General features: G+C 63.6%; 19 protein-coding genes. 11 read left to right on the forward strand and 8 right to left on the reverse strand.

Going from position 1 to position 21736, the window contains the following annotated elements; translation table 11 throughout:
* Positions 1 to 2 precede the first annotated feature (2 nt).
* From EJ066_RS11200 to EJ066_RS11210, 3 genes are read left to right on the forward strand one after another with little or no spacing between them, the layout of a single operon-like run.
* Positions 3 to 1508: a CpaF family protein gene (locus EJ066_RS11200; RefSeq protein ID WP_126037736.1), complete on the forward strand. Its 1506-nt coding sequence runs from the start codon at positions 3 to 5 to the stop codon at positions 1506 to 1508.
* Between the two features lie 29 nt (positions 1509 to 1537).
* Positions 1538 to 2551: a type II secretion system F family protein gene (locus EJ066_RS11205; RefSeq protein WP_126037739.1), complete on the forward strand. Its 1014-nt coding sequence runs from the start codon at positions 1538 to 1540 to the stop codon at positions 2549 to 2551.
* 12 nt (positions 2552 to 2563) lie between these two features.
* Entirely contained in the window at positions 2564 to 3580 is a 1017-nt protein-coding gene (locus tag EJ066_RS11210; RefSeq protein WP_126037742.1) for a type II secretion system F family protein, read from the forward strand.
* Between the two features lie 119 nt (positions 3581 to 3699).
* Here EJ066_RS11210 and EJ066_RS11215 read toward each other — a convergent pair whose 3' ends face one another.
* Positions 3700 to 4521 (reverse strand): tetratricopeptide repeat protein, encoded by an 822-nt coding sequence (locus EJ066_RS11215; RefSeq protein ID WP_126037745.1) that lies wholly within the window; start codon positions 4519 to 4521, stop codon positions 3700 to 3702.
* Between the two features lie 122 nt (positions 4522 to 4643).
* Here EJ066_RS11215 and EJ066_RS11220 point away from each other — a divergent pair, with 122 nt between their 5' ends.
* The 5 genes from EJ066_RS11220 (at position 4644) to pdeM (ending at position 10654) form a co-directional block, all read left to right on the forward strand.
* On the forward strand, positions 4644 to 6011 hold the full coding sequence (locus EJ066_RS11220) for a leucyl aminopeptidase family protein (RefSeq protein WP_126037748.1): 1368 nt from the start codon (positions 4644 to 4646) through the stop codon (positions 6009 to 6011).
* A 57-nt stretch (positions 6012 to 6068) separates the two neighbouring features.
* Positions 6069 to 6419: a MarR family winged helix-turn-helix transcriptional regulator gene (locus EJ066_RS11225; protein WP_123146547.1), complete on the forward strand. Its 351-nt coding sequence runs from the start codon at positions 6069 to 6071 to the stop codon at positions 6417 to 6419.
* A 13-nt stretch (positions 6420 to 6432) separates the two neighbouring features.
* Positions 6433 to 7293, forward strand: a complete 861-nt coding sequence (locus tag EJ066_RS11230; protein ID WP_189644475.1) for an NlpC/P60 family protein — start codon at positions 6433 to 6435, stop codon at positions 7291 to 7293.
* Between the two features lie 99 nt (positions 7294 to 7392).
* Positions 7393 to 9939 carry a ligase-associated DNA damage response DEXH box helicase gene (locus EJ066_RS11235; RefSeq protein ID WP_126037754.1) on the forward strand — a complete coding sequence of 849 codons (2547 nt, stop codon included), beginning with the start codon at positions 7393 to 7395 and terminating at the stop codon, positions 9937 to 9939.
* 1 nt (position 9940) lies between these two features.
* Positions 9941 to 10654, forward strand: coding sequence for a ligase-associated DNA damage response endonuclease PdeM (gene pdeM, locus EJ066_RS11240; RefSeq protein ID WP_126037757.1), 714 nt, complete (start codon positions 9941 to 9943; stop codon positions 10652 to 10654).
* A 51-nt stretch (positions 10655 to 10705) separates the two neighbouring features.
* On the opposite strand, the gene EJ066_RS11245 is transcribed toward pdeM, so the two are convergent.
* Positions 10706 to 11677 (reverse strand): quinone oxidoreductase, encoded by a 972-nt coding sequence (locus EJ066_RS11245; RefSeq protein WP_126037760.1) that lies wholly within the window; start codon positions 11675 to 11677, stop codon positions 10706 to 10708.
* 99 nt (positions 11678 to 11776) lie between these two features.
* Here EJ066_RS11245 and EJ066_RS32535 point away from each other — a divergent pair, with 99 nt between their 5' ends.
* Together EJ066_RS32535 and EJ066_RS11250 are read left to right on the forward strand one after the other, a co-directional pair.
* The gene (locus tag EJ066_RS32535; RefSeq protein WP_348629309.1) at positions 11777 to 12199 is read left to right on the forward strand and encodes a LysR family transcriptional regulator; all 423 of its coding nucleotides are present in this window, start codon (positions 11777 to 11779) and stop codon (positions 12197 to 12199) included.
* Positions 12144 to 12647 (forward strand): LysR substrate-binding domain-containing protein, encoded by a 504-nt coding sequence (locus tag EJ066_RS11250; protein ID WP_348629323.1) that lies wholly within the window; start codon positions 12144 to 12146, stop codon positions 12645 to 12647. The genes EJ066_RS32535 and EJ066_RS11250 overlap by 56 nt, the downstream gene beginning before the upstream one ends.
* Before the next feature lie 28 nt (positions 12648 to 12675).
* Here EJ066_RS11250 and EJ066_RS11255 read toward each other — a convergent pair whose 3' ends face one another.
* Genes EJ066_RS11255 through EJ066_RS11265 form a run of 3 tightly spaced genes read right to left on the reverse strand, consistent with a single transcriptional unit; the run spans position 12676 to position 17287 of the window.
* Positions 12676 to 13611 carry a dimethyl sulfoxide reductase anchor subunit family protein gene (locus EJ066_RS11255; RefSeq protein ID WP_126037763.1) on the reverse strand — a complete coding sequence of 312 codons (936 nt, stop codon included), beginning with the start codon at positions 13609 to 13611 and terminating at the stop codon, positions 12676 to 12678.
* Positions 13612 to 13625: 14 nt separating this feature from the next.
* Positions 13626 to 14360, reverse strand: a complete 735-nt coding sequence (locus tag EJ066_RS11260) for a 4Fe-4S dicluster domain-containing protein (RefSeq protein ID WP_126037765.1) — start codon at positions 14358 to 14360, stop codon at positions 13626 to 13628.
* Positions 14357 to 17287: a molybdopterin oxidoreductase family protein gene (locus tag EJ066_RS11265; RefSeq protein ID WP_126037768.1), complete on the reverse strand. Its 2931-nt coding sequence runs from the start codon at positions 17285 to 17287 to the stop codon at positions 14357 to 14359. Before EJ066_RS11265 ends, EJ066_RS11260 begins: the two co-directional genes overlap by 4 nt.
* Positions 17288 to 17564: 277 nt before the next feature.
* On the opposite strand from EJ066_RS11265, the gene EJ066_RS11270 reads away from it, so the two are divergent.
* Positions 17565 to 18467, forward strand: a complete 903-nt coding sequence (locus EJ066_RS11270; protein ID WP_126037772.1) for a LysR family transcriptional regulator — start codon at positions 17565 to 17567, stop codon at positions 18465 to 18467.
* 7 nt (positions 18468 to 18474) lie between these two features.
* Here EJ066_RS11270 and EJ066_RS11275 read toward each other — a convergent pair whose 3' ends face one another.
* The 3 genes from EJ066_RS11275 to EJ066_RS11285 all read right to left on the reverse strand — a co-directional run bounded on the left by EJ066_RS11275 (position 18475) and on the right by EJ066_RS11285 (position 21552).
* Positions 18475 to 19731 (reverse strand): Hsp70 family protein, encoded by a 1257-nt coding sequence (locus EJ066_RS11275; protein WP_126037775.1) that lies wholly within the window; start codon positions 19729 to 19731, stop codon positions 18475 to 18477.
* 106 nt (positions 19732 to 19837) lie between these two features.
* On the reverse strand, positions 19838 to 20629 hold the full coding sequence (locus tag EJ066_RS11280; RefSeq protein ID WP_126037778.1) for a TIGR02186 family protein: 792 nt from the start codon (positions 20627 to 20629) through the stop codon (positions 19838 to 19840).
* Positions 20629 to 21552 carry a sulfite exporter TauE/SafE family protein gene (locus tag EJ066_RS11285; protein ID WP_126037781.1) on the reverse strand — a complete coding sequence of 308 codons (924 nt, stop codon included), beginning with the start codon at positions 21550 to 21552 and terminating at the stop codon, positions 20629 to 20631. Before EJ066_RS11285 ends, EJ066_RS11280 begins: the two co-directional genes overlap by 1 nt.
* Between the last annotated feature and the right edge of the window lie 184 nt (positions 21553 to 21736).

Here is a 21736-nt window from a genome sequence, read left to right on the forward strand (position 1 = left end):
TCATGTTTGGTAAAAGAGGCAGCGACGACGGCAGCCGGTTCACCCCGGAATTCCGTCAGCCGGCACCCGCGCCTGCCGCAAACCCTGTGGAAACGGCGATTCTTGCCAAGCCCGCGCCGCCGCCATCCGGCACGATTGGCGCGTCTGCCGCGCCGCCGCCTGTGCGCCGTGCGGTCGAGGCGCCGCCATTGGCGCCGGAGCCAAAGAGGCTTCAGCGGGAAAAGAGCGAAACCTATTACGACACCAAGAGCCAGGTCTTCTCCGCGCTCATCGACACGATCGACCTGTCGCAGCTTGCCAAGCTCGATCCCGAAAGCGCGCGCGAGGAAATCCGCGATATCGTCAACGACATCATCGCGATCAAGAATTTCGCGATGTCGATCGCTGAGCAGGAAGAACTGCTCGAGGATATCTGCAATGACGTGCTGGGTTACGGGCCGCTGGAGCCGTTGCTCGCCCGCGACGAGATTGCCGACATCATGGTCAACGGCTCCAAGAACGTCTACATCGAGGTCAACGGCAAGGTCGAGCAGACCGGCATTCGTTTCCGCGACAACCAGCAGCTCCTCAACATCTGTCAGCGCATCGTCAGCCAGGTTGGCCGCCGCGTCGATGAATCGAGCCCGATCTGCGACGCACGCCTTCCCGATGGTTCCCGCGTCAACGTCATCGCGCCGCCGCTCGCCATCGACGGCACCGCGCTCACCATCCGCAAATTCAAGAAGGACAAGCTTACGCTCGATCAGCTGGTCAAGTTCGGCGCCATTTCGCCGCATGGCGCCGAGATTCTCAAGATCATCGGCCGCGTCCGCTGCAACATCGTCATTTCAGGCGGTACCGGCTCGGGCAAGACGACGCTGCTCAATTGCCTGACCAACTACATCGACCGCGACGAACGCGTCATCACCTGCGAGGACTCGGCCGAACTGCAATTGCAGCAGCCGCATGTCGTGCGCCTGGAAACCCGCCCGCCCAACCTCGAGGGCGAGGGTGAGGTGACCATGCGCGATCTGGTCAAGAACTGCCTGCGCATGCGGCCCGAGCGCATCATCGTCGGTGAAGTGCGCGGACCTGAAGTGTTCGACCTTCTGCAGGCGATGAACACCGGCCATGACGGCTCGATGGGCACGATCCACTCGAACAGCCCGCGCGAATGCCTGAACCGCATCGAATCGATGATCGCGATGGGCGGCTACACGCTGCCGCAGAAAACCGTGCGTGAAATCGTGGTCGGTTCCGTGGACGTGATCATCCAGGCTGCACGCCTGCGCGACGGATCGCGGCGTATCACCCACATCACCGAGGTGATCGGAATGGAGGGCGACGTCATCATCACGCAGGACATCGTCCTCTACAACATAAAAGGTGAGGACGCGAACGGCAGGCTGCTGGGTGAGCACGTGTCGACAGGCATTGGTCGCCCGCATTTCTGGGAGCGCGCCCGCTACTATGGCGAGGAACAGCGCCTCGCCAATGCGCTCGAGGCGATGGAGAAACGTGCTGACTGATGCGTTTGGAGGCGTAGGGGCCAGGGTCGATGTTCGGAATTGACGGCACCGTATTGGCGTTCATCGTGCTCGCCGGCTTCAGCGCCGGCGCGGTCGCCTATGCTCTTTTGTTCAACCGGATCAGCACCGAGAAGCAGGTCGGCAGGCGGCTTGAGACGATCAAGACCGCGGAGACGGATGGTGCCGTCATCAAGGCCTCGCGTGATCGCGTGGCGGAAGCGGCCAAGCGGCGCAAGTCGGTACAGGATTCTCTGAAGGATCTTGAGCAGAAGCAGAAAACCAACCAGCGCGTCGTCAAGAAGCCGCCACTGAAGGCCCAGATCCGTCAGGCGGGCATGAAGGTCTCGCTCGAGCGCTTCTATCTCTACTCGGCTGTTTGCGGCGTTGTCCTGACGTTTCTTGCCTATTTCATCGGCGCACCGCTGCTTATCTTGCCGGGTGTTCTGCTGGTCGGCGCCCTCGGCCTGCCACGCTGGTTCGTCTCGTTTTGCCGTGCTCGCCGGGTCAAGGCGTTCCTGAACGAATTTCCGAACGCGCTCGACATCATCGTGCGTGCTGTCAAATCCGGCCTGCCGCTGAACGACGCTATCCGCCTGATCGCCAACGAATCTCCCGAACCGGTCAAGACCGAGTTTCGCCGCATCGTCGATTCGCAGCAGATGGGCCTGTCGATCCCCGACGCCAGCCTCCGCATGGCCGAAACGATGCCATGCACGGAGGCAAGCTTCTTCGGCATCGTCATCCAGATCCAGTCACAGGCCGGCGGCAACCTTTCCGAGGCACTGGGCAATCTTTCGCGCGTGCTTCGCGACCGCAAGAAAATGAAAGCCAAGGTCCAGGCGCTGTCCATGGAGGCGAAGGCGTCCGCGGTGATCATCGGCGCTTTGCCTTTCGTCGTCGCTTTTCTCGTCTACCTGACAAGCCCGAACTACATCATGCCATTGTTCACCACCAGCGTCGGCAATCTGATCCTCGGTTGTTCAGCGGTCTGGATGTCGATCGGCATCCTGGTGATGCGCAAGATGATGAACTTCGAGGTTTAGGACTCAGATGGCATGACCGACCAAGTCGTCAAAACCCTTACGGATCCGGCATTCCTGATTGCCTTGCTGGTCGGCATCGCGGTGTTTGCGACCGTCTTCACGCTGCTGCCGGCCTTTGGCGGAAACCAGCTTAAGGCGCGCATGAAATCCGTGGCGCTGGAGCGTGACGAACTGCGCGCCAAGCAGCGTGCGCGGCTTGCCGTCGAGGCCGATCGCCGCCGCAAGGGCCTGCGCGAGGAACAGTCGATAGGCATGCGCAATATTGTCGACCGGCTGGACCTGAGGCGCGCGCTGGCCGATGAAGGCACGTTGCAGAAACTCAAAGTGGCGGGCTTTCGCGGGCAGAATCCGCTGACGCGGTTCCTTTTCTTCCGTCTGGTCCTGCCCTTTGTCGGCTTCGCGTTGGCCGCGATGTATATGTTCGTGCTCGGAGGATTATCCGAGCAGCCGCCTCTCATCAAATTGTTCGTCTGCGTCGTCGTCGCCTATGCGGGTTTTTACGCGCCGGTGCTCTATGTCAACAACCGCGCCACCAAGCGCAAGCAGTCGATCCAGATGGCGTGGCCGGACGCGCTCGATCTGATGTTGATCTGCGTCGAATCCGGCATGTCGGTGGAGGCGGCGTTTCGTAAGGTCGCGGACGAGATCGGCTCGCAATCGGTGGCGCTTGCGGAAGAGTTCATCCTGACCAATGCCGAACTTTCCTACTTGCAGGAACGCAAACAGGCTTACGAGAACCTTGCAAGCCGCACCGGCCTGGAGTCGGTCAAGTCGGTGTCGCAGGCGCTGGTCCAGGCCGAGCGCTACGGCACGCCGGTGGCGCACGCGCTGCGCGTGCTTGCCAGCGAAAGCCGCGACATGCGCATGAACGCCGCGGAGAAGAAAGCAGCGGCCTTGCCGCCGAAGCTCACCGTGCCGATGATCCTGTTCTTCCTGCCAGTGCTGTTCGCCATCATTCTGGGTCCTGCAGGCATCCAGGTGAGCCAGCGTGGCGTCTTCGGCGACCAGTCGAGATCCAGCAGCGAGTAGCCTCGCCAAGGCGGCAAATACATGCGAAAGCCGCAGTGCTGATGCGACGCGGCTTGGCATTACGTCATGTCGAGTGAGTGTTAACGGAACGGACCGTTTCGATGCGGAGGGCCACGCGGTCAGTTCGTGGCAGGCTTTGCCTTGTCCTGGTCCTTGAGCTGGCTCCAGGCGTTCTGCTGGGCGAGCATCTGGCGAAGGTAAGCTACGTTCGCCTGCGCCTGTTCGGCCGAGAGCTCCTGCGAGGCGATCTTCTCGGCCTCGTCGAAGCGGCCTTGCAGGCCGACGACCAGCGCCAGGTTCTGGCGGACGCGGCTGTCGGCGTTCGGCTGCTGGGCGGCCGAGCGCATATAGGTCTCTGCCGTGCGCAGATCGCCTTCCAACAGGTAGGACATGCCGAGATTGGAAAGGATCGAGGGTTCGTTCGGCTTGAGGTCCAGCGCCTTGCGGTAATTCTGGCGTGCTTCGTCTCTCTGGCCGAGCTGGTCGAGAATCGCGGCTTCCGCCGACACCAGCTTCCAGTCGGGATATTCCGGCGTCTGCGCGCGGCGCACGGCATCGAGCGCCGGCTCGAACTGGCCGTTGGCAGCGAGCGCCTTGCCATAGGCGGCGAGCACGTCGCGGTCCTTCGGCAGGGCGATCGCCAGCTTGCGCATCACGGCGAGCGACTGATCGGCGTCGCCATCCATCTGCAGCGCCGCTGCATAGTTTGTCGCGATCCGCTTGTCGTTCGGATTCTTGGCGTAGGACTGACCGAGCGCGACCGTCGCGTTGTGCAACTCGCCGGCCGACATGGTTTCCAGCGGCTTGCCGCTGGTGCGAGAGATAGAGCCGGTCGTCAACTTGCTGGTCCCGCAGCCGGCAACGCTGGCCGCGAGCGCCATTGTGAACGTCGTGGTGATCAGCCGCTTTCCCGTGGCGTTCATCATGCGTTTGATCGACATCGGCACCGGACCCTCCAGTCGTAGGCGTAGCCATTGAACGGCCATCTTCCCTCCCGCAGAAATATTCTGTTAACCCTAACGCATAGTTAAGAAACGCTGACTCGGAAGCTGGAGACCACTGAATGCCTGTCGAACTCGTCGAGAAAAAACTGAAGATGGCGCTGCCGGTCCATCTCGTGGCGAAGGACAGACTGGAGGCGGCAGGCCTGGCGTCGTCCGCGCTCTCCTGGGCCAGGGCCAACGGCTTTTCCGGCGAGGCGGGCAGGACGCTGGTCGTGCCTGGCGCAAACGGTGCGGTTGCCGGGGCACTGTTCGGCATGGGCGACAGCGAAGGCGCGCTTATTATCGGCGCGCTGGCGAGAGCCTTGCCGGAAGGCGACTGGCATTTCGCCTCGGCGCCCGCCGAACCGGAGCTCGCTGCCATCGCACTGGCGCTCGGCGGCTATGTTTTCACCCGCTACGGCAAGAAGCCCGGTAAGGCGCTACGTTTTTCCCTGCCGTCCGGCGCCGACGCGGCGCGTGTTCGCAGCATCGCCGAAGGCGTCTTCCTGACGCGCGATCTGGTCAACACGCCGACCAACGACATGGGGCCGGACGAGTTGGAGAAGGCGGTCCGGATCCTGGCCAGGACGCACAAGGCCGAAATGTCGGTGACCAAGGGCGACGACCTGCTCAAGAAGAATTTCCCGATGATCCATGCGGTCGGCCGCGCATCGGTCGGCGCGCCGCGGCTGATCGACATGATTTGGGGGCCGAAGAACGCCCCTAAGGTGACGCTGGTCGGCAAGGGCGTCTGCTTCGACACGGGCGGTCTCGACATCAAGCCGTCCTCGGGCATGCTTTTGATGAAGAAGGACATGGGCGGCGGCGCCAATGTCCTGGGCCTCGCTTCGATGATCATGGCCGCCGGGTTGAAGGTCCGGCTGCGCGTGCTGATCCCGGCGGTCGAGAATTCGATTGCCGGCAACGCCTTCCGGCCCGGCGACGTGCTGGTGAGCCGCAAGGGCATCACCGTCGAGATCGGCAACACCGACGCCGAGGGTCGGCTGGTTCTGGCGGATGCCTTGGCGCTGGCCGACGACGACGAGCCGCATCTGCTGATCGACATGGCGACCTTGACGGGGGCCGCCCGCGTTGCGCTCGGTCCCGACCTGCCGCCCTTTTACACCGGCGATGAAGCGTTGGCGTCCGATCTGACGGCGGCTTCCATCGCGGTCGAGGACCCGCTGTGGCGCATGCCGCTATGGCAGCCCTACGATGCAAAACTGTCCTCGAAGGTTGCCGACATCAACAACGTCACGTCGGACGGGTTCGCCGGCTCGATCACCGCGGCGCTGTTCCTGAAGCGCTTCGTCGAGAAGACCGTCGCCTGGGCGCATTTCGACATCTTCGCCTGGAACCCGTCCGATCGCCCTCATGGGCTGGCTGGTGGCGAGGCGCAAGGCATCCGCGCGCTGGAAAAGGTCATCTCGAAACGCTTTCGGTCATAGCCAACGAAGGTTTGCGACTGAAACGGAACCGAAACAATTTGCCGTCATGCTGGCGGGATGTCGATTTCGATGCGCCCGAGTCAGGCCTTGCGACTGTGGCAGCAGGTGATGCTGTCTCAGGTGCGCGACGACGCGCCGGACCTCACCATGCGCCAGACGGCGATCCTGTTCACCATCTATCTCGACCCGCCTCCGCATACGGTGCGCGGGCTCGCCGCCCGGCTCAATGTCACCAAGCCGGTCATCACCCGCGCGCTCGATACGATGGGTGCGCTGAAGCTGGTGTCGCGCCACCGCGACGAACTCGACAAGCGCAACGTGCTGGTCAAGCGCACCGTCGAGGGCGCGCTCTTTGTCGAGCGCTTCGGCGATGTTATCATCGCCAGAGCCCAGGAATTGCCCATTTGAACGAGTTGCCGATTTGACCGCCAGGGATGCCCGCCTTCACGCCTTCCGTTCCGATCTCGCCGATGCCAGGCTGAAAGGCGAGGTGACCGCCGACCGCTTCGTGGCCGGCCGGCCCGCGCGGATTTCAGCCTCCGTGGCCGATATGCGCAAGGCACCGCGCCCGGATGCCGGCGTCAACACGCAAGCCCTGTTCGGCGACGACGTCCTCGTCTTCGAGCACGTCGAGGGCTGGGCCTGGATCCAGGCCGAACGCGACGGCTATGTCGGCTATGTCGCCGACACCGCGCTGGGCGGGCGGGACCATGCGCCCACCCATGTCGTCTCAGTGCCGCGCACCTTCCTCTATCCGGGACCGGATTTGCGGTTTCCGCTGAGCGGACAGTTGTCGATGGGATCGGCGGTGACGGTGACCGGCGCGGCCGAAACGCGCGGCACGCATTATGCGCTGCTGTCGTCCGGCGAGGCGATCATATCGGGCCATTTGCGGTCTGTCGCCGAGGCTGCCCCTGACTATGTCACGGTCGCGGAGACGTTCCTCGGCACACCCTATCTATGGGGCGGCACGTCCGGTTTCGGCATCGACTGTTCCGGCCTTGTGCAATTGTCGATGCGCATGGCCGGCAAGAATGTATTGCGCGATTCCGACATGCAGGCGGCGACCATCGGTGAGCCGCTCGATCCGGGGCCGGATTTTGCCGGGTTGCGGCGCGGCGACCTAGTGTTCTGGAAGGGCCATGTCGCTGTAATGACCGACGCCAAGACGATGATCCACGCCAGCGGCCACACCATGATGGTCTCGCGAGAGGGACTCAACGAGGCCGTCGCCCGCATCGGCTATCTCTATGGCGGGCCGACCGGGTTTCGGCGGCCGTAGTGCGAGAGCGGTTCCTTCTCAAGGGAGAAAGAGGGCCCTCGATCACCTTTTGTTCCGATTCTTCTTGGCGATTGCGCGCCGTCGCGCTACCTCTGGCGCGTGACAGAGCAGCCGCGCCTCGCCGAACAGAATGCCGCCGTGCACTTGCCCGAGCCATTCGTCAAATGGTTCGCGGAAAAAGGCTGGTCGCCGCGCGCCCATCAGATCGAATTGCTGGCAAGGGCTGAGGCCGGGCAGTCGGTGTTGCTGATCGCGCCGACTGGTGCCGGCAAGACGCTGGCTGGTTTCTTGCCCTCGTTGACCGAGCTGGCCGGTCGGCCAAGGAGAAGGCCGGGGCAGGCGCGTCGCGGCATCCACACGCTCTACATCTCGCCGCTGAAGGCGCTGGCCGTCGACATCGAGCGCAATCTCGGCAAGCCGGTGGAAGAGATCGGCCTGCCTGTCACCATCGAGACGCGCACCGGCGACACGCCCGCGCATAAACGCCAGCGGCAAAAGCTGGTGCCGCCCGACATTCTCCTGACCACGCCCGAGCAACTGGCGCTCCTCATTGCCGCGCCCGATGCCAGGCGTTTCTTCGAGGATCTGCGCTATGTCGTGCTCGATGAATTGCATTCGCTGGTGACATCGAAGCGCGGGCATCTTCTGGCGCTCGGCCTGGCGCGGCTGCGCGGTTTCGTGCCCGGCCTGCAGACGATCGGGCTTTCCGCCACCGTGGCAGAACCCGACGAGTTGCGCCGCTGGCTGGTTGGCCAGAATCCACCCAAAAACTCGACAGGCCCCGCGATGGCCGGGCTGATCACTGTCGCCGGCGGCGCCAAACCCGACATCTCCATACTCGATTCGGAACAGCACGTGCCGTGGTCCGGGCATTCGGCCCGCTACGCCATTCCTGAGATCTACGAGGCGATCAAGCGCCATCGCACAACGCTCCTGTTCGTCAACACACGCAGCCAGGCAGAGCTGCTGTTCCAGGAACTATGGCGGGCAAACGAGGACTCGCTGCCGATCGCTCTGCATCACGGCTCGCTCGATGTCGGCCAGCGCCGGCGGGTCGAAAAGGCGATGGGCGAGAATGCACTGCGCGCCATCGTCGCCACCTCGACGCTCGATCTCGGCATCGACTGGGGCGACGTCGACCTGGTCGTGCATGTCGGCGCGCCGAAGGGCGCGAGCCGGCTGGCGCAACGTATCGGCCGCGCCAACCACCGCATGGACGAGCCGTCGAAGGCGATCCTGATCCCGGCCAACCGCTTCGAAGTGCTGGAATGCCGGGCGGCGCTCGACGCCAATTATCTCGGCGCCCAGGACACGCCGCCGCTGATCGCCGGCGCGCTCGACGTGCTGTCGCAGCATGTGCTGGGCAGCGCTTGCGCGGCACCTTTCGACGCCGACCTTTTGTTCGAGGAAGTGCGCGGTGCCGCGCCCTATGCCGGGCTGGAGCGCGAGACTTTCGACCGTGTCGTCGATTTCGTCGCCACCGGAGGCTATGCGCTCAAGAGTTACGAGCGCTATGCCCGCATCCGAAAGACAAGCGACGGGTTGTGGCGCGTCTCGCATCCGCGCATCGCCCAGCAGTATCGGCTGAATGTCGGCACGATCGTCGAGATGCCGGAGCTGAACGTGCGCTATGTCAGGCAAGGGCGTGGTCTTGCCGGGCGCGGCGGGCCGGTGCTCGGCAAGATCGAGGAGTATTTCGCCGAGACACTGCGCCACGGTGACAGCTTTTTATTTGCCGGCAAAGTTCTTCGTTTCGAGGGCATCCGCGAGAACGAATGCGTCGTCTCCAACGGCGCCGGCGCCAACATCATCGTGCCGTCCTATGCCGGCGGCAAATTCCCGCTGTCGACCTATCTCGCCGACCAGGTGCGCGGCATGCTGGCCGATTCCAATCGCTGGCAGGCGCTGCCCGAACAGGTGGCCGACTGGCTGAGGTTGCAGAAGGAAAAATCGGTGCTGCCGAAGCGCGGCGACCTGCTGGTCGAGACCTTTCCACGCGGCAACCGGCACTACATGGTCGCCTATCCGTTCGAGGGAAGGCTGGCGCACCAGACACTCGGCATGCTTTTGACGCGGCGGCTGGAGCGGGCGGGTGCGCGGCCGCTCGGCTTTGTCGCCACCGACTATTCGCTGGCCGTCTGGGCGCTGGACGACATGGCATCGCTGTTCAAGGTCGAGAAGCCTTCGCTGGCTGCCTTGTTCGACGAAGACATGCTGGGCGACGATCTCGAAGCCTGGCTGAACGACAGCTGGATGCTGAAGCGCACCTTCCGCACCTGCGCGGTGATCGCCGGACTGATCGAGAAGCGGTTCCCAGGGCAGGAGAAGAGCGGGCGGCAAGTGACGGTCTCGGCCGACCTGATCTACGACGTGCTGCGCAGTCACGAGCCTGACCATATCCTGCTGCAGGCGACGCGGACGGATGCCGCGGCCGGACTGCTCGATGTCAGCAGACTTGCCGAGATGCTCTCGCGTGTCCGCGGTCGAATCGTGCATAAGCACCTTGAGCAGATTTCGCCGCTCGCCGTGCCGATCATGCTGGAGATCGGCAAGGAATCGGTGAACGGCGGCGCCAACGAGACGCTGCTGATGGAGGCGGCTGATCTGGTCGAGGAGGCCATGGGTCCGGGAATGAGCTTGGTTTGATATGAATTTCGCGGCGAGGGCATCGACATTCGCGCAAGCCGACCGGGTCGGCATCGCCGATGAGCGCGCGGTATGCGATCCGCGTGGCGTGCTCTACTTCCCCGAGCTGAGATTGCTGGCGGTGTCGGACCTGCATCTGGAAAAGGGCTCGTCCCTGGCACGGCGCGGCGCGCTGATTCCACCTTACGACACCGGCGCGACATTGCTGCGGCTGCAGGCGGTGATTGCCGATTATCAGCCGGCGATCGTCATCAGCCTTGGTGACTCGTTTCACGATGGCGGCGGCGCCGAGCGCATGCATTCAAGCTTTCGCGAACGGCTAGAAGGGCTGATGGCCGGCCGCGACTGGTTCTGGGTCGCCGGCAATCACGATCCGGACGCGCCAGCCGACCTGCCTGGCGAGACGGTGCGCGAACTGGCCGTCGGCTCCTTGGTCTTCCGGCATCAGCCTTCGGCGGTGAGGGTGGAGGGCGAGATATCAGGCCATCTGCACCCTTGCGCCCGCATCGTGCAGCGCGGCCGCTCGGTCAGGCGACGCTGCTTTGCCGGAGACGGCGGCCGCATGATCATGCCGGCCTTCGGTGCCTATACCGGCTCGCTCAATGTGCTCGACCGCGCCTACGCCGGGCTGTTTCGCCTGGAAACGCTGATGGCCTACATGCTGGGCGCTGAGCGCATTTTTGCGATTTCCCACACGATGCTCAGGCCCGGCTGACCCAATACAGGGGAGATAGGCTACAAGTACCCCAGCGCTTTCAACCGGATCCTACGGCAGCAGGATTGTCGCGCCGGTCGTCTGCCTCGCCTCGATCCGACGGTGCGCTTCGGCCGCCTCGGCGAGTGGCAAGCGGGCATGGACGGGAATCTTCACCGCGCCGCTCGAAACGACATGGAAAAGCTCCTCGCTCATTGCCAGAACGTCCTCGCGCCTTGCGAGATGCGCGAACAGCAATTGCCATGTGGCGAAGAGCGAGCCCTTCTTCATCAGGAGCATGATGTCGAACGGCTCGATCGGTCCCGATGCCGTGCCGAAGCTGACGAAAGTGCCGAAGGGCCGCAGGCAGTCGAGCGAGGCCGGGAAGGTCGCCTTGCCGACACCGTCATAAACGACGTGGCAGCCCTCGCCGTTCGTGATTTCCCTGACGCGCCCAGCAAAATCCTGCCAGCGGTACTCAATGACGTGGTCGCAGCCGTTCTCGAGGGCGAGCTCGGCCTTACCGGGTGAACCGACCGTGCCGATGACGGTCGCGCCGAGGTGCTTTGCCCATTGCGTCAGGAAAAGGCCGACACCGCCCGCCGCGGCGTGCACGAGGATGGTGTGCCCGGCCTCGACGCGAAAGGTGCGGCGCAGGAGATATTGTGCCGTCAGCCCCTTCAGCATCATGGCTGCGCCAGTCTCGAAATCGATGGCGTCGGGCAGGTGCATGAGGAAGTGGGCCGGCACGATGCGCTCCTCGGCATAGGCGCCGAGCGTCTCGACATAGGCCACGCGGTCGCCAGGGGCGAAGTCGGCGACGCCTTCGCCGACCGACACGACCTCGCCCGCGCCCTCGTTGCCGGGCGTGAACGGCAGGCTGGGCGGCACATATTCGCCGCTGCGGAAGTAGACATCGACGAAGTTGAGGCCGATCGCCCTGTTGCGGACGCGGACCTCGCCGGGTCCTGGTTGGCCGATGTCGACGTCCTCATAGGCGAGCACATCTGGCCCGCCATGGCGGTGAACACGGATTGCTTTCATGGGTTCGTTTCTCTCGTTGCGCTGCTCTCGTGTCTGGGAGATAGCGTGTGGCGAGATATGATTGTAGACTGATATCGGTGACATCAGAGTTCAGAGAATATGATATCTGAGCAAATCAGCCTCGACCTTCTTCGCACCTATGTGGCGGTCTGCCGGCAAGGCAGCTTGAGCAGGGTCGCCGCGCAGACCGGCCGAACCCAATCGGCGTTGAGCATGCAGATGCGCCGGCTCGAGGGCCTGCTGAAGCGGCACTTGTTTCAGCGCACTGGCCGCGGCGTTGTGCCAACCGCCGAAGGAGAACTTTTTCTGGGTTACGCGACCCGTATCCTCGCCCTGAGCGATGAAGCTGTAGCGTGTCTGCGCCAGACTGAAATCAGCGGCGGCGTGCGCATCGGTTCTCGCCGAGGAGGTCGCCACTGCGGCGCTCCCGGCAGCGCTCGGGCGGCTTCATCGTGCCTATCCCGACATCAGCCTCGACGTGGTGGTCGAGCACAGTGTCTCTCTGGGACGGCTTTGGAGTGAAGACGGGCTGGATATTATGATCGCCCCGACTTCCGTCGTGGTAGCCGATGCCTTGATTACGTGGAACGTCAACCTGCAGTGGGTGTGTGACCTGGACTATGTCCCGGATCAGGAACGGCCTCTTGATCTCGTCGCCTTCGCCGCACCCTGCCTTTGGCGTCGGCGCATGATAGCTGCGCTGGTCGCCGCGGGCCGGGAGCACAGGGTCGCCTTGTCGAGCCACAGCGTCACCGCCTTGCAGGCAGCGATAGAGAACGGGCTGGGCATCGGACTGCTTCCGCCCGAATCCGTTCGCACGGGTTCAATGCGGGTGCTGAAGACATCGGCCGGCGTACCCGAGCCGCTCACAGTCCAATACGGTCTCTACGCTCACGACCGGCGGACCCCCGTTGTCGATGCCGCGATCGACGTACTGCTGAAGGACATACCGGCGACACCCGGACCATGAGCGGCGTGACGGCTCAAAACGGGACGCGCTACCTGCCGTAGTAGAGCGTGACAGTGTGCTTCGCTTCGGCGAAGAACAGCCAGCGTTCGACCAGCATGCCGGCGAACTGGATGATTGCGGCGAGTGCCGATAGCACCGCCGCATACGGCCATGGCAAGGCGAACGCGGCGGCAAGCAGCACAACAGGCAAGGCAAAGGCCAGAACCTGCGCGATCCGGCGGAGCCTCGCGCTGTGCTTGCGTGCGATGCGAAAGCCCATCTCCTTGAGCAGGTAGTTTTCCTCGGTGTGCGGCCATTCCAGCGATCGCACCGTACCGTGGGCCAAACCCGTCGCGGTGTTGGCGGTTGTCGGGATTTCCAGCCGGTCATTGTATCGCCAGCTTGCCAGTTTCCAGCTCCAGCCGAGCAGGATCAGCAGCACGGAGACCGCCAGAAGGGTGTTCGAGCCGATGGCAAAACCCTGCAGCAGCGCATTCAAAAGCACGCTGCCGGTCATCGCCGAAAAGATCAGATAGCCGGGCAGAGTGAAGCGGCTGTGCCACTGGGCGATCGGCTTCAGCGAGGCGTAGATCATGCCGGTGGTGCAAACGGTGACGACCGCGCCGATGGCAGACAGCAGCCCGGCGATGGCCATCCAGCCGTCCGTGCGGCCGAGGAACACCCAGCCGATGGCGAACAGCCCTGCCGGCGCGAAAGTGGCGACCGCCGCAACGCCTTCGCGTGACAACCATGAGCTGCGCCATTGCGAGAAGGCGCGCCAGGCGCGTTCTGGCCGGCCGAGATGGCCGGCCGACGACAGCAGGCCGGCCGAGATCAGGCCGAGCGCCAGCCCCATGCCGACAAGGCCGAGCCAGAAATCGGGCGGGACGAACCCCTGTCCGGCGAGCACGCCAAGCAGCGCGAGCAAGCCGTAACCGGCGCCCGTGGCGGTGGTGAAAAAGATGACGGAGAAGGCTGGATGCATGAGGCTGGTTGCAGTCAGTGCGAAAGCATGCGGTCGACCCAGCCGAGGAAGCCGCCTTCGGCCCGCACCGGCCCGAGCGCTGGCGCCGGCACCGATGCGGCGCGCTGTGTCTGGGCGCGCGGCGGCAGGTATTTGTTCGTCGGACGATAGCCGAGTTCCGGCATCAGGTCGACACCGCCACGCTCGTCCACCAGTTGCGACACTGCCGACGAGGGATCGCCAAGGTCGCCAAAATGCCGGGCGCTGGTCGGGCAGGCGGCAACGCAGGCCGGCACGCGGTCTTCTTCCGCCAGATTTTCGTTGTAGATGCGGTCGACGCAGAGCGTGCATTTCTTCATCACGCCGACATCGGTATCGAATTCGCGCGCGCCATAGGGGCACGCCCAACTGCACAGTTTGCAGCCGATGCACTTGTCCTCGTCGACCAGCACGATGCCGTCCGAGGCCCGTTTGTAGGAGGCCCCGGTCGGGCAGACGATGACACAGGCCGGCGTCTCGCAATGCAGGCAGGAGCGCGGGAAGTTGACCGTGCGCCCACCCATCTCGGTCGTGTGCTCATAGCTGTGCACGCGATTGAACCAGACCCCGTCGACATTGCCGCCATAGGGATCGATGTCGGTCAGCGGCGCCATGTGGCCGCCGGTGTTCCATTCCTTGCAGGCGGTGACGCAGGCCTGGCAGCCGACACAGGTGTCGAGGTCGATGACCAGGCCGAGCTTCCTGTCGGTATGGGTGGGAAGGCAGGTCATTCGGCAGCTTCTCTTTTCATGCGGAACTCGGCGCCAAAACTGAGCTTGTCCGGCGAAGGCTCGAAACGCGGTGGCTGCTGGAACCGTTCGAACTGCGGCTCCGTGAAGCCGGCTTCCTCAGCCGCGCATTTGACGATGCGCACCTTGAGGTCGAACCATGCCGCCTGGCCGGTGACCGGGTCCGAATTCGAATAGCGCTTGCCATTGGCGTCAGCGGAAGTCTGGTCGCCGATGATATGGTTGAGCAGGAAGCCGCGATTGGATTCGGCAGCATTGTCCTTCAGACCCCAACTGCCGCGCCGCTTACCGATGGCATTCCACGTCCACACCGTGTCCGCGTTGACGCCGTCGACCAGCTTGATCTGTCCCTTGACCTTGCCGTTGATGCTCTCGATCCAAACCCAGTCGTCATCGACAAGGCCGAGCCCGGCGGCGGTCCGGTTGTGCACGAACAACCGATTCTGGCTGGTGATCTGCCGCAGCCAGGCGTTCTGCGAGCCCCAGGAATGATACATGTGCATCGGCCGCTGCGTCAGCGCATGCAGTGGGTAGGTCTGGGTGTCGGCAGTGGCTTCCTCGAACGGCGCGTACCAGAACGGCAGCGGGTCCATATAGGTCTCGATGCGGCTGCGCTCCGCTTCCGGCGGCAGCACCCGCCCATGGCCGCGCGCGGCGAGGCAAAACCGCTGAATCGGCTCGGAATAAAGCTGGAAGACGATCGGCTCGGCTTTCGGGATGAAGCCCATGCTCTCGGCGAAGGCGAGATAGGAACGGTTGGCCATCTTGTAGTAGCGCTGGTCGTCAGCGAAATCGTGATGCCAGAAGCCGCCATTGTCGATGTAGCGCTGAAGCTGATCGGGATTGGCCTCGCCTTTGCCGATCGAGGTTCCGTCCCTGCCGCGCCAACCGGCAAGCGGGCCGATGCCCGGCGTGCGCTCATGATTGACGATGTAATCGGCATAGTCGCGGTATTTGGCCGCGCCGTCGTCATCGACGAAGCCGGGCAGGCCGAGCCGCGCGCCGAGCTCGATAAGCACCGACTGGAACGGCCTGACGTCGCGGTCCGGCTCGACGATGGGATGGCGGATGGCGTCGCCCGGCCCGTCGGCATGGCTGATCGGCCGGTCGAGCAGGCTGATGCAGTCATGCCTCTCGAGATAGGTGGTGTCGGGAAGCACGAGATCGGCGAACGGCACGGTCTCGGAATAGTAGGCATCGGAATAGATGATGAACGGGATCTTGTAGTTGCCGGCCTCGTCGCAGTCGGTCAGCATCGCCATCGTCTCGACGGTGTTCATCGACGAGTTCCAGGCCATGTTGGACATGTACATCATCAACGTGTCGATCTTGTAGGGATCGCCGGCCCAGGCGTTGCGGATGACGGTGTGCATGAGCCCGTGCGCGGCGAGCGGCGCGTCCCAGGAATAGGCCTTGTCGATGCGAAGAGGCGTGCCGGCCTCGTCGACCAACAGGTCGTCCGGGCCGCAGACAAAGCCGAGCGGCATGCCCTCCAGCGGCGTCATCGGCCTGACGGTCTTTCCCGCGGGCTTCGGCCCCGGTGGCGCCGAACGGGGATAGGGCGGTTTGAAGCGGAACCCGCCCGGCACGTCCACCGTGCCGAGAAGCACCTGCAGCAGGTGGATAGCACGGCAGGTGTGAAAGCCGTTCGAATGGGCCGAGATGCCGCGCATTGCATGCATCGACACAGGCCGCCCCTTGATCGTCTCGTGCTTGCGGCCAGCCCAGTCGGTCCACGCTATCGGCAGCTCGATCGCCTGTTCGAAAGCGACATGCGCCAGTTCGGCGGCGATCCGGCGGATGGTGTCAGCTGAAATGCCGCAGCGTTCGGCGACCGCATCGGGAGAATAGCTCTCGTGCAGGTAGCGGTCGGCGATGAGCTGGAACACCGGCACGCAGCGGCGACCACCGATCGTGAAGCTGCCGGTGAGCGCCGGTTTTGCATCGGCATCGGTGGCCTTGACCGGCGTCTTCGCCACTCTGTCCCAAGCCAGAAGATTGCCCTCACCGTCGCGCGCGAATAGGCCGTCGTCAGCAGCATCCGGCTCCTGGATGACGAGGCCATGGGCGTTGGTGTAACGCAGCAAATAATCGAGGTCGACGCGGCCGGCGTTCAACAGTTCATGGATGAGGGCAAACACGAGCAGGCCGTCGGTGCCCGGCCGGATGCCGATCCAGTCATCGGCAATGGCGTTGTAGCCAGTGCGGCATGGATTGATCGAGACCACCTTGGCGCCGCGCGCCTTGAGCTTGCCGAGGCCGATCTTGATCGGATTGGAATCGTGGTCCTCGGCAACGCCGAACAACATGAAGTATTTGGTGTTGTCCCAGTCGGGTTCGCCGAACTCCCAGAACGAGCCGCCGATCGTATAGAGGCCGCCGGCCGCCATGTTGACCGAGCAGAAGCCGCCATGGGCGGCGAAATTTGGTGTGCCGAACTGGCTTGCCCACCAGCCGGTTAGCGACTGCGACTGGTCGCGCCCGGTGAAGAAGGCGAGTTGCTTTGGATCGGTCCGGCGGATTTTTGAAAGCCGCTCCGTGGCGATGGAAAATGCTTCCTCCCACTCGATTTCGCGAAACTCTCCCGAGCCGCGCGGACCGGTGCGCAGCAGCGGCTTCTTCAACCGGGCTGGGCTGTAGTGTTGCATGATGCCGGCGCTGCCCTTGCCGCAGAGCACACCGCGATTGACCGGATGGTCCTTGTTGCCGTTGATGTAGCGGACCTTGCCATCCTTGATGTGGACGTCTATGCCGCAGCGGCAGGCGCACATGTAGCAGGTAGTCTTGGCGATGCTGTCGGAGACGTCAGGCGAAGTGTCGACGCCGTCGCCTTCGTCGGGCGCACGCGTGTCGGCTAGCGGCCGTTGGGACGGTGCGGAATTGGCGCCGCGCAGCGCTCCGTGGCTCATGATCTGGTGCTTTTGCGGTCCGTGGATTTGGCTCTCGTCTTCGGCCCGGGACCGCGCATGTAGTGCTCTTCCGGGTGGTAGCGGTCGCCGGTCAGCCGGCGCCGCAGGCTGCGGGTCCAATGGGCAAAAAGGGATTTGAACCGCCCGACCACTTTCTATCCTCTACTGCTTAGCCGCGATATTTTTCCAATTTCCCTCAAAAATTTAGAACAAAGCAATTGATCTGTCTAACAAGTTGCTCTTGTAATTCCAATCGAATTTGTTTCTTAATCCTCTCATGACCCTGGACCAATTGCGGATTTTCGTTGCCGTCGCGGAACGAGGACATATGACCAAGGCGGCCGAGCTGCTGGGCATTTCCCAATCGGCGGCGTCGGCTGCCATCCGCTCGCTCGAACAGCAGCACGGTGTCCAACTGTTCAACCGGGTCGGCCGCAACATCGAGCTTGCGCAGACCGGTCGCAGGTTCCTGCCCGAGGCCAAGGCCGTTCTCGAGCGGGCTGCTGCCGCTCATAATGTGCTGAAGCACGTCTCGCAGACGATCACCGGCAGCCTTTCGATCGCTGCCAGCCAGACCATCGCCAGCTACTGGCTGCCGCGCCGGCTGGCCTCCTTCCACGACGCCTATCCCGCCGTCAGGCTGAGCGTGACCATCGGCAACACCAGACAGGTCGAGACCAATGTCCTCGACGGCACGGCCGATTTTGGCCTGGTCGAGGGGCGTACCGAATCCGACATATTGCGGCGCGCCAAGCTCGATGTGGATCGTCTGATGCTAGTCGTGGCGCATTCGCATCCCGAAATCGCAGAAGTCTCGTGCGGACATCCCGACATCAAGGGGCTTCGCTGGATCATCAGGGAAGGCGGGTCGGGCACGCGCGAGGTGCTGGAAGACCTTGCCCGCCGCGAAGGAATCTCGTTCGCGGACCTGCAGATATTCCTGGTGCTGCCGAGCAACGAGGCAGTCCGCCAGGCAGTCGAGGCCGGTGCTGGCGCCACCATCATTTCGGAGCTCGTCGTCGCGCGCGCGGTTGCCGAAGGCAGCTTGCGGTCCGTGCCGATCGACTTGCCGAAGCGCGATTTCGCCATGATCACGCATCGTGACCGGCAGGCAAGCCTGGCCCAGATGGCGCTCAAGGCGCATCTCAGTGCGAAGGCTGGCGAGACCGTTCCGGGGTAGGCAGAAGTCAGCCGAATTTCCGCTGCGCGTCGAGCGCCAGGCCAAGCCCGACCGAGCCGAACATGTCGCCCTCGACGATGGACGCCTGCGGCACCAAGGCCAGGATCTGCTGCCTGGCGAGCGGGATCGCGGTCGATCCGCCGGTCAGGAACACCGCGGTGATGGCGGACGGTTTCACCTGGGCGTCACGGAGGGTCTCACCAACAGTGGCAGTAACCCGTTCTATGTCCCTGGCGATCGTGGCGTTGAGCCCGGCGCGCGTGATTTCGGCTGCGAATTCCACCCCCGGCAGCGCGACCACGACATCGGCGGACAATTGCTCCGTCAGCGCGATCTTGGCCTTTTCGACCAAGGCGGCCAGCGCATGCCCGTAGCGATGCTCGACGATGTGGATGAAACGGTCGACCAGGTCGGCGCGTTCCGCCTCGTAGCGGATCTGGCGCAGATGCGTCATCGCCCGGGCGGTGTAGACCAGATTGATGCGCTGCCATGTCGCCAGGTCGATGAAGTAGCTGGCCGGCAAGTTGCGCTTGCCGTCCTTGGTCGGCGAGAGATAGCCGAGCTGCGGCATCACGTGGGCGATGCTCAACAGCCGGTCGAAATCGGTGCCGCCGATGTGGATGCCTCGGCTCGCCAGAATGTCGCCCTTGCGATCGAGGGAGCGGGCACGCTGCGGCGAGACCCGCACGATCGAGAAATCGGAGGTGCCGCCGCCCATGTCGACGATCAGGGCCAGTTCTTCCCGCACCACTTTCTGCTCGTAGTCGAGCGCCGCCGCGATCGGCTCGAACTGGAAGGCAATATGCTTGAAGCCCTGGATGCGGGCCGCGTTTTCGAGCTCACCTTCGGCCTTGGCATCGGCCCCGGCATCGTCGTCGACGAACTGCACCGGCCGGCCGAGCACCACACTCTCGACCACATCGCCGGCATCCTCTTCCAGCCTTTTCCTGAGATGGCCGACGAACAGGCCAATGATCTCGGTGAAGGCGATCGACCGTGCCTTGATCCGCGTCTTCTCATGGACAAGCGAACTGCCGAGCACGCTCTTCAGCGAGCGCATCAGGCGGCCTTCGACGCTGTCGGTATAGTTGGCGATGGCGCGGCGGCCGAAAGTGGTGCGGTTGTCCTCGAAGTTGAAGAACACGGCGCTGGGCAGCGTAACCTGGCCGTCTTCCAGCGCCACGAGCCTCGGCTGCCCGTTCCTGACCACACCCACGGTGGAGTTCGAAGTGCCGAAGTCGATACCGCCGAATGCTGGTCGCATCGCAAATGTCCTGGTGATTTTGGGGGAGCAATAGCTTGTGTACGGCCAAGCCGGGGTTGCGATCTATCGCATGCCCCTGAAAAGGGAAACCACTTTTATGAGAGCTTCAGTCTTTCCGGAAGACGAGCCTTCCGAGCCAACCTGTCAGCATGGCCAGCAACACGGCGAAGATACCGTAGAGGAAGGAATAGTCGTGGGCGACGCGGAAGATCGACTGTTCGAAACCGGACTTTCGGATTTCGAGCTGGGCGGAGCTTTCCTTGATGAACAGGCCGCTCTTGAACAGGAACGCGCGGGCCTTGTGGGTGCCGACCGGAACATTGGGGGCAAGCCTGACAGTGGCGCGAAACAGGTTCTGTGACAGGAACCGCACGCCGCCGACATTCTCGCTGTAGAGGCCGGTCGCAGACTTGCGGTCGCGCAGCGCTGCGGTGAATTCCTGGATCGTCGCCGGACTGTCGGTGTCATCGGCCGGCTGCATGTAGATGTTGGCGGCGCCGAGCGACAGTTGCTTGTAGCTGTTGGGATCGGTGACGTCCTGCAGCGGGCGCGTCGTCGCCACCGAATAGGACACCGGCACATTCTCGAACGTCTCGGACTCCAGGTTGATCCAGACGCCGAGCACCCGGTCCTTGCGGCGCACGACGACGGGCCGGGCTGGGCCTTCCAGCACGACGATGACGTCGTAGCGCCCCTGGCGCGCGACGAGCGGGTTGGCATTTTCCAATGAGCCGAAGATGGTGAGGTCGGCACCGGAAAAGCCGGCGGTGATCGAGACATGATCGGTGGACAGGCCGATCTGGATGTTTTCGGTCGGCGGCGTCTGCGCCTTTCCCGGTGACGAGGCAGCAAACAGCGACAGCGAGGCAACGGCCAAGAACGCCCTCAAGCCTGCCATCAGGTCAGATCCACGCCGGACAGAGAATAGAGGTTGGGCGGCGTTACAAACAGGTCGATCGCCAGCCGGATGGCGACCGCCAGCACCAGCAGTGCCAGCAGCGCCCTGAGCTGCTCGCCACGCAGCCTTTGGCCGGCTTTGGCGCCGTATTGCGCGCCGGCGACGCCGCCCGCCATCAACAGGAAGGCGAGCATGACGTCGACCGTCTGGTTGGTGGTGGCGTGGACCAGCGTGGTGTAGGCCGATGTGAAGATGATCTGGAACAGCGAGGTGCCGATGACGACGTTGGTCGGCACTTTCAAGAGATAGATCAGCGCCGGCACCATGATGAAGCCGCCGCCAACGCCCATGATCGACGACAGGAAGCCGATGCCTGCGCCCAGCCCGAGTACCGGGATGACGCTAACAAAAAGCTTCGAGGCCCTGAACCGCATTTTTAGCGGCAAGCGGTGGATCCAGTTGTGCTGACCGGATTTCTTCAGCACCGGTGCCGCGCCGCTGCGGGTTGCGCGCAGCGCATTGACGCTCTCGACCAGCATCAGCCCGCCGACAGTGCCGAGCAGCACGACATAGAGCAGCGAGATGAACAGGTCGAGCTGGCCAAGCCGGCGTAAGAAGGCAAAGACAAAGATGCCGCCGGTCGATCCGACGACGCCGCCTGCCAAAAGCACCCCGCCCAGCTTGAAGTCGAGCGTGCCGCGCTTCACATGCGACAATGCGCCGGAGAAGGAGGAGGCGATGACCTGGTTGGCGCCGGTGGCGACCGCGATCGCCGGCGGTATGTTGTAGAAGATCAGCAGCGGCGTGATAAGGAAGCCGCCGCCCACTCCGAACATGCCCGACAGGAAGCCCACCGCCGCGCCCATGGCCAGCAGCACGAAGATGTTGACGGAAATTTCCGCGATCGGGAGATAGATGCCCACCCGTCAGTCTCGATCAGTTTGCCCCCAGGCGAATGCAACCGTTGCGGGCATCTTGCGCCAAAAAGCTAAATTGTTCTTGCGCCGGCAGGACGGCGAAGTCAAACTGCTCCGCGCCGCCGAAACAAAAAACAACTCAATCAGTTAACAGGCAAATGTGTGGCAAGGGCGTCGTGTAAACGACGCA

This window comes from Mesorhizobium sp. M9A.F.Ca.ET.002.03.1.2 (assembly GCF_003952365.1).
Taxonomy (GTDB): domain Bacteria; phylum Pseudomonadota; class Alphaproteobacteria; order Rhizobiales; family Rhizobiaceae; genus Mesorhizobium.

Excerpts from the sequence above, each read along its gene's own strand:
- EJ066_RS11200 (WP_126037736.1), top strand. The coding sequence starts at position 3 with ATGTTTGGTAAAAGAGGCAGCGACGACGGCAGCCGGTTCACCCCGGAA.
- EJ066_RS11205 (WP_126037739.1), top strand. The coding sequence starts at position 1,538 with ATGTTCGGAATTGACGGCACCGTATTGGCGTTCATCGTGCTCGCCGGC.
- EJ066_RS11210 (WP_126037742.1), top strand. The coding sequence starts at position 2,564 with ATGACCGACCAAGTCGTCAAAACCCTTACGGATCCGGCATTCCTGATT.
- EJ066_RS11215 (WP_126037745.1), bottom strand. The coding sequence starts at position 4,521 with ATGTCGATCAAACGCATGATGAACGCCACGGGAAAGCGGCTGATCACC.
- EJ066_RS11220 (WP_126037748.1), top strand. The coding sequence starts at position 4,644 with ATGCCTGTCGAACTCGTCGAGAAAAAACTGAAGATGGCGCTGCCGGTC.
- EJ066_RS11225 (WP_123146547.1), top strand. The coding sequence starts at position 6,069 with ATGTCGATTTCGATGCGCCCGAGTCAGGCCTTGCGACTGTGGCAGCAG.
- pdeM (WP_126037757.1), top strand. The coding sequence starts at position 9,941 with ATGAATTTCGCGGCGAGGGCATCGACATTCGCGCAAGCCGACCGGGTC.
- EJ066_RS11245 (WP_126037760.1), bottom strand. The coding sequence starts at position 11,677 with ATGAAAGCAATCCGTGTTCACCGCCATGGCGGGCCAGATGTGCTCGCC.
- EJ066_RS32535 (WP_348629309.1), top strand. The coding sequence starts at position 11,777 with ATGATATCTGAGCAAATCAGCCTCGACCTTCTTCGCACCTATGTGGCG.
- EJ066_RS11255 (WP_126037763.1), bottom strand. The coding sequence starts at position 13,611 with ATGCATCCAGCCTTCTCCGTCATCTTTTTCACCACCGCCACGGGCGCC.
- EJ066_RS11260 (WP_126037765.1), bottom strand. The coding sequence starts at position 14,360 with ATGACCTGCCTTCCCACCCATACCGACAGGAAGCTCGGCCTGGTCATC.
- EJ066_RS11265 (WP_126037768.1), bottom strand. The coding sequence starts at position 17,287 with ATGAGCCACGGAGCGCTGCGCGGCGCCAATTCCGCACCGTCCCAACGG.
- EJ066_RS11270 (WP_126037772.1), top strand. The coding sequence starts at position 17,565 with ATGACCCTGGACCAATTGCGGATTTTCGTTGCCGTCGCGGAACGAGGA.
- EJ066_RS11275 (WP_126037775.1), bottom strand. The coding sequence starts at position 19,731 with ATGCGACCAGCATTCGGCGGTATCGACTTCGGCACTTCGAACTCCACC.
- EJ066_RS11280 (WP_126037778.1), bottom strand. The coding sequence starts at position 20,629 with ATGGCAGGCTTGAGGGCGTTCTTGGCCGTTGCCTCGCTGTCGCTGTTT.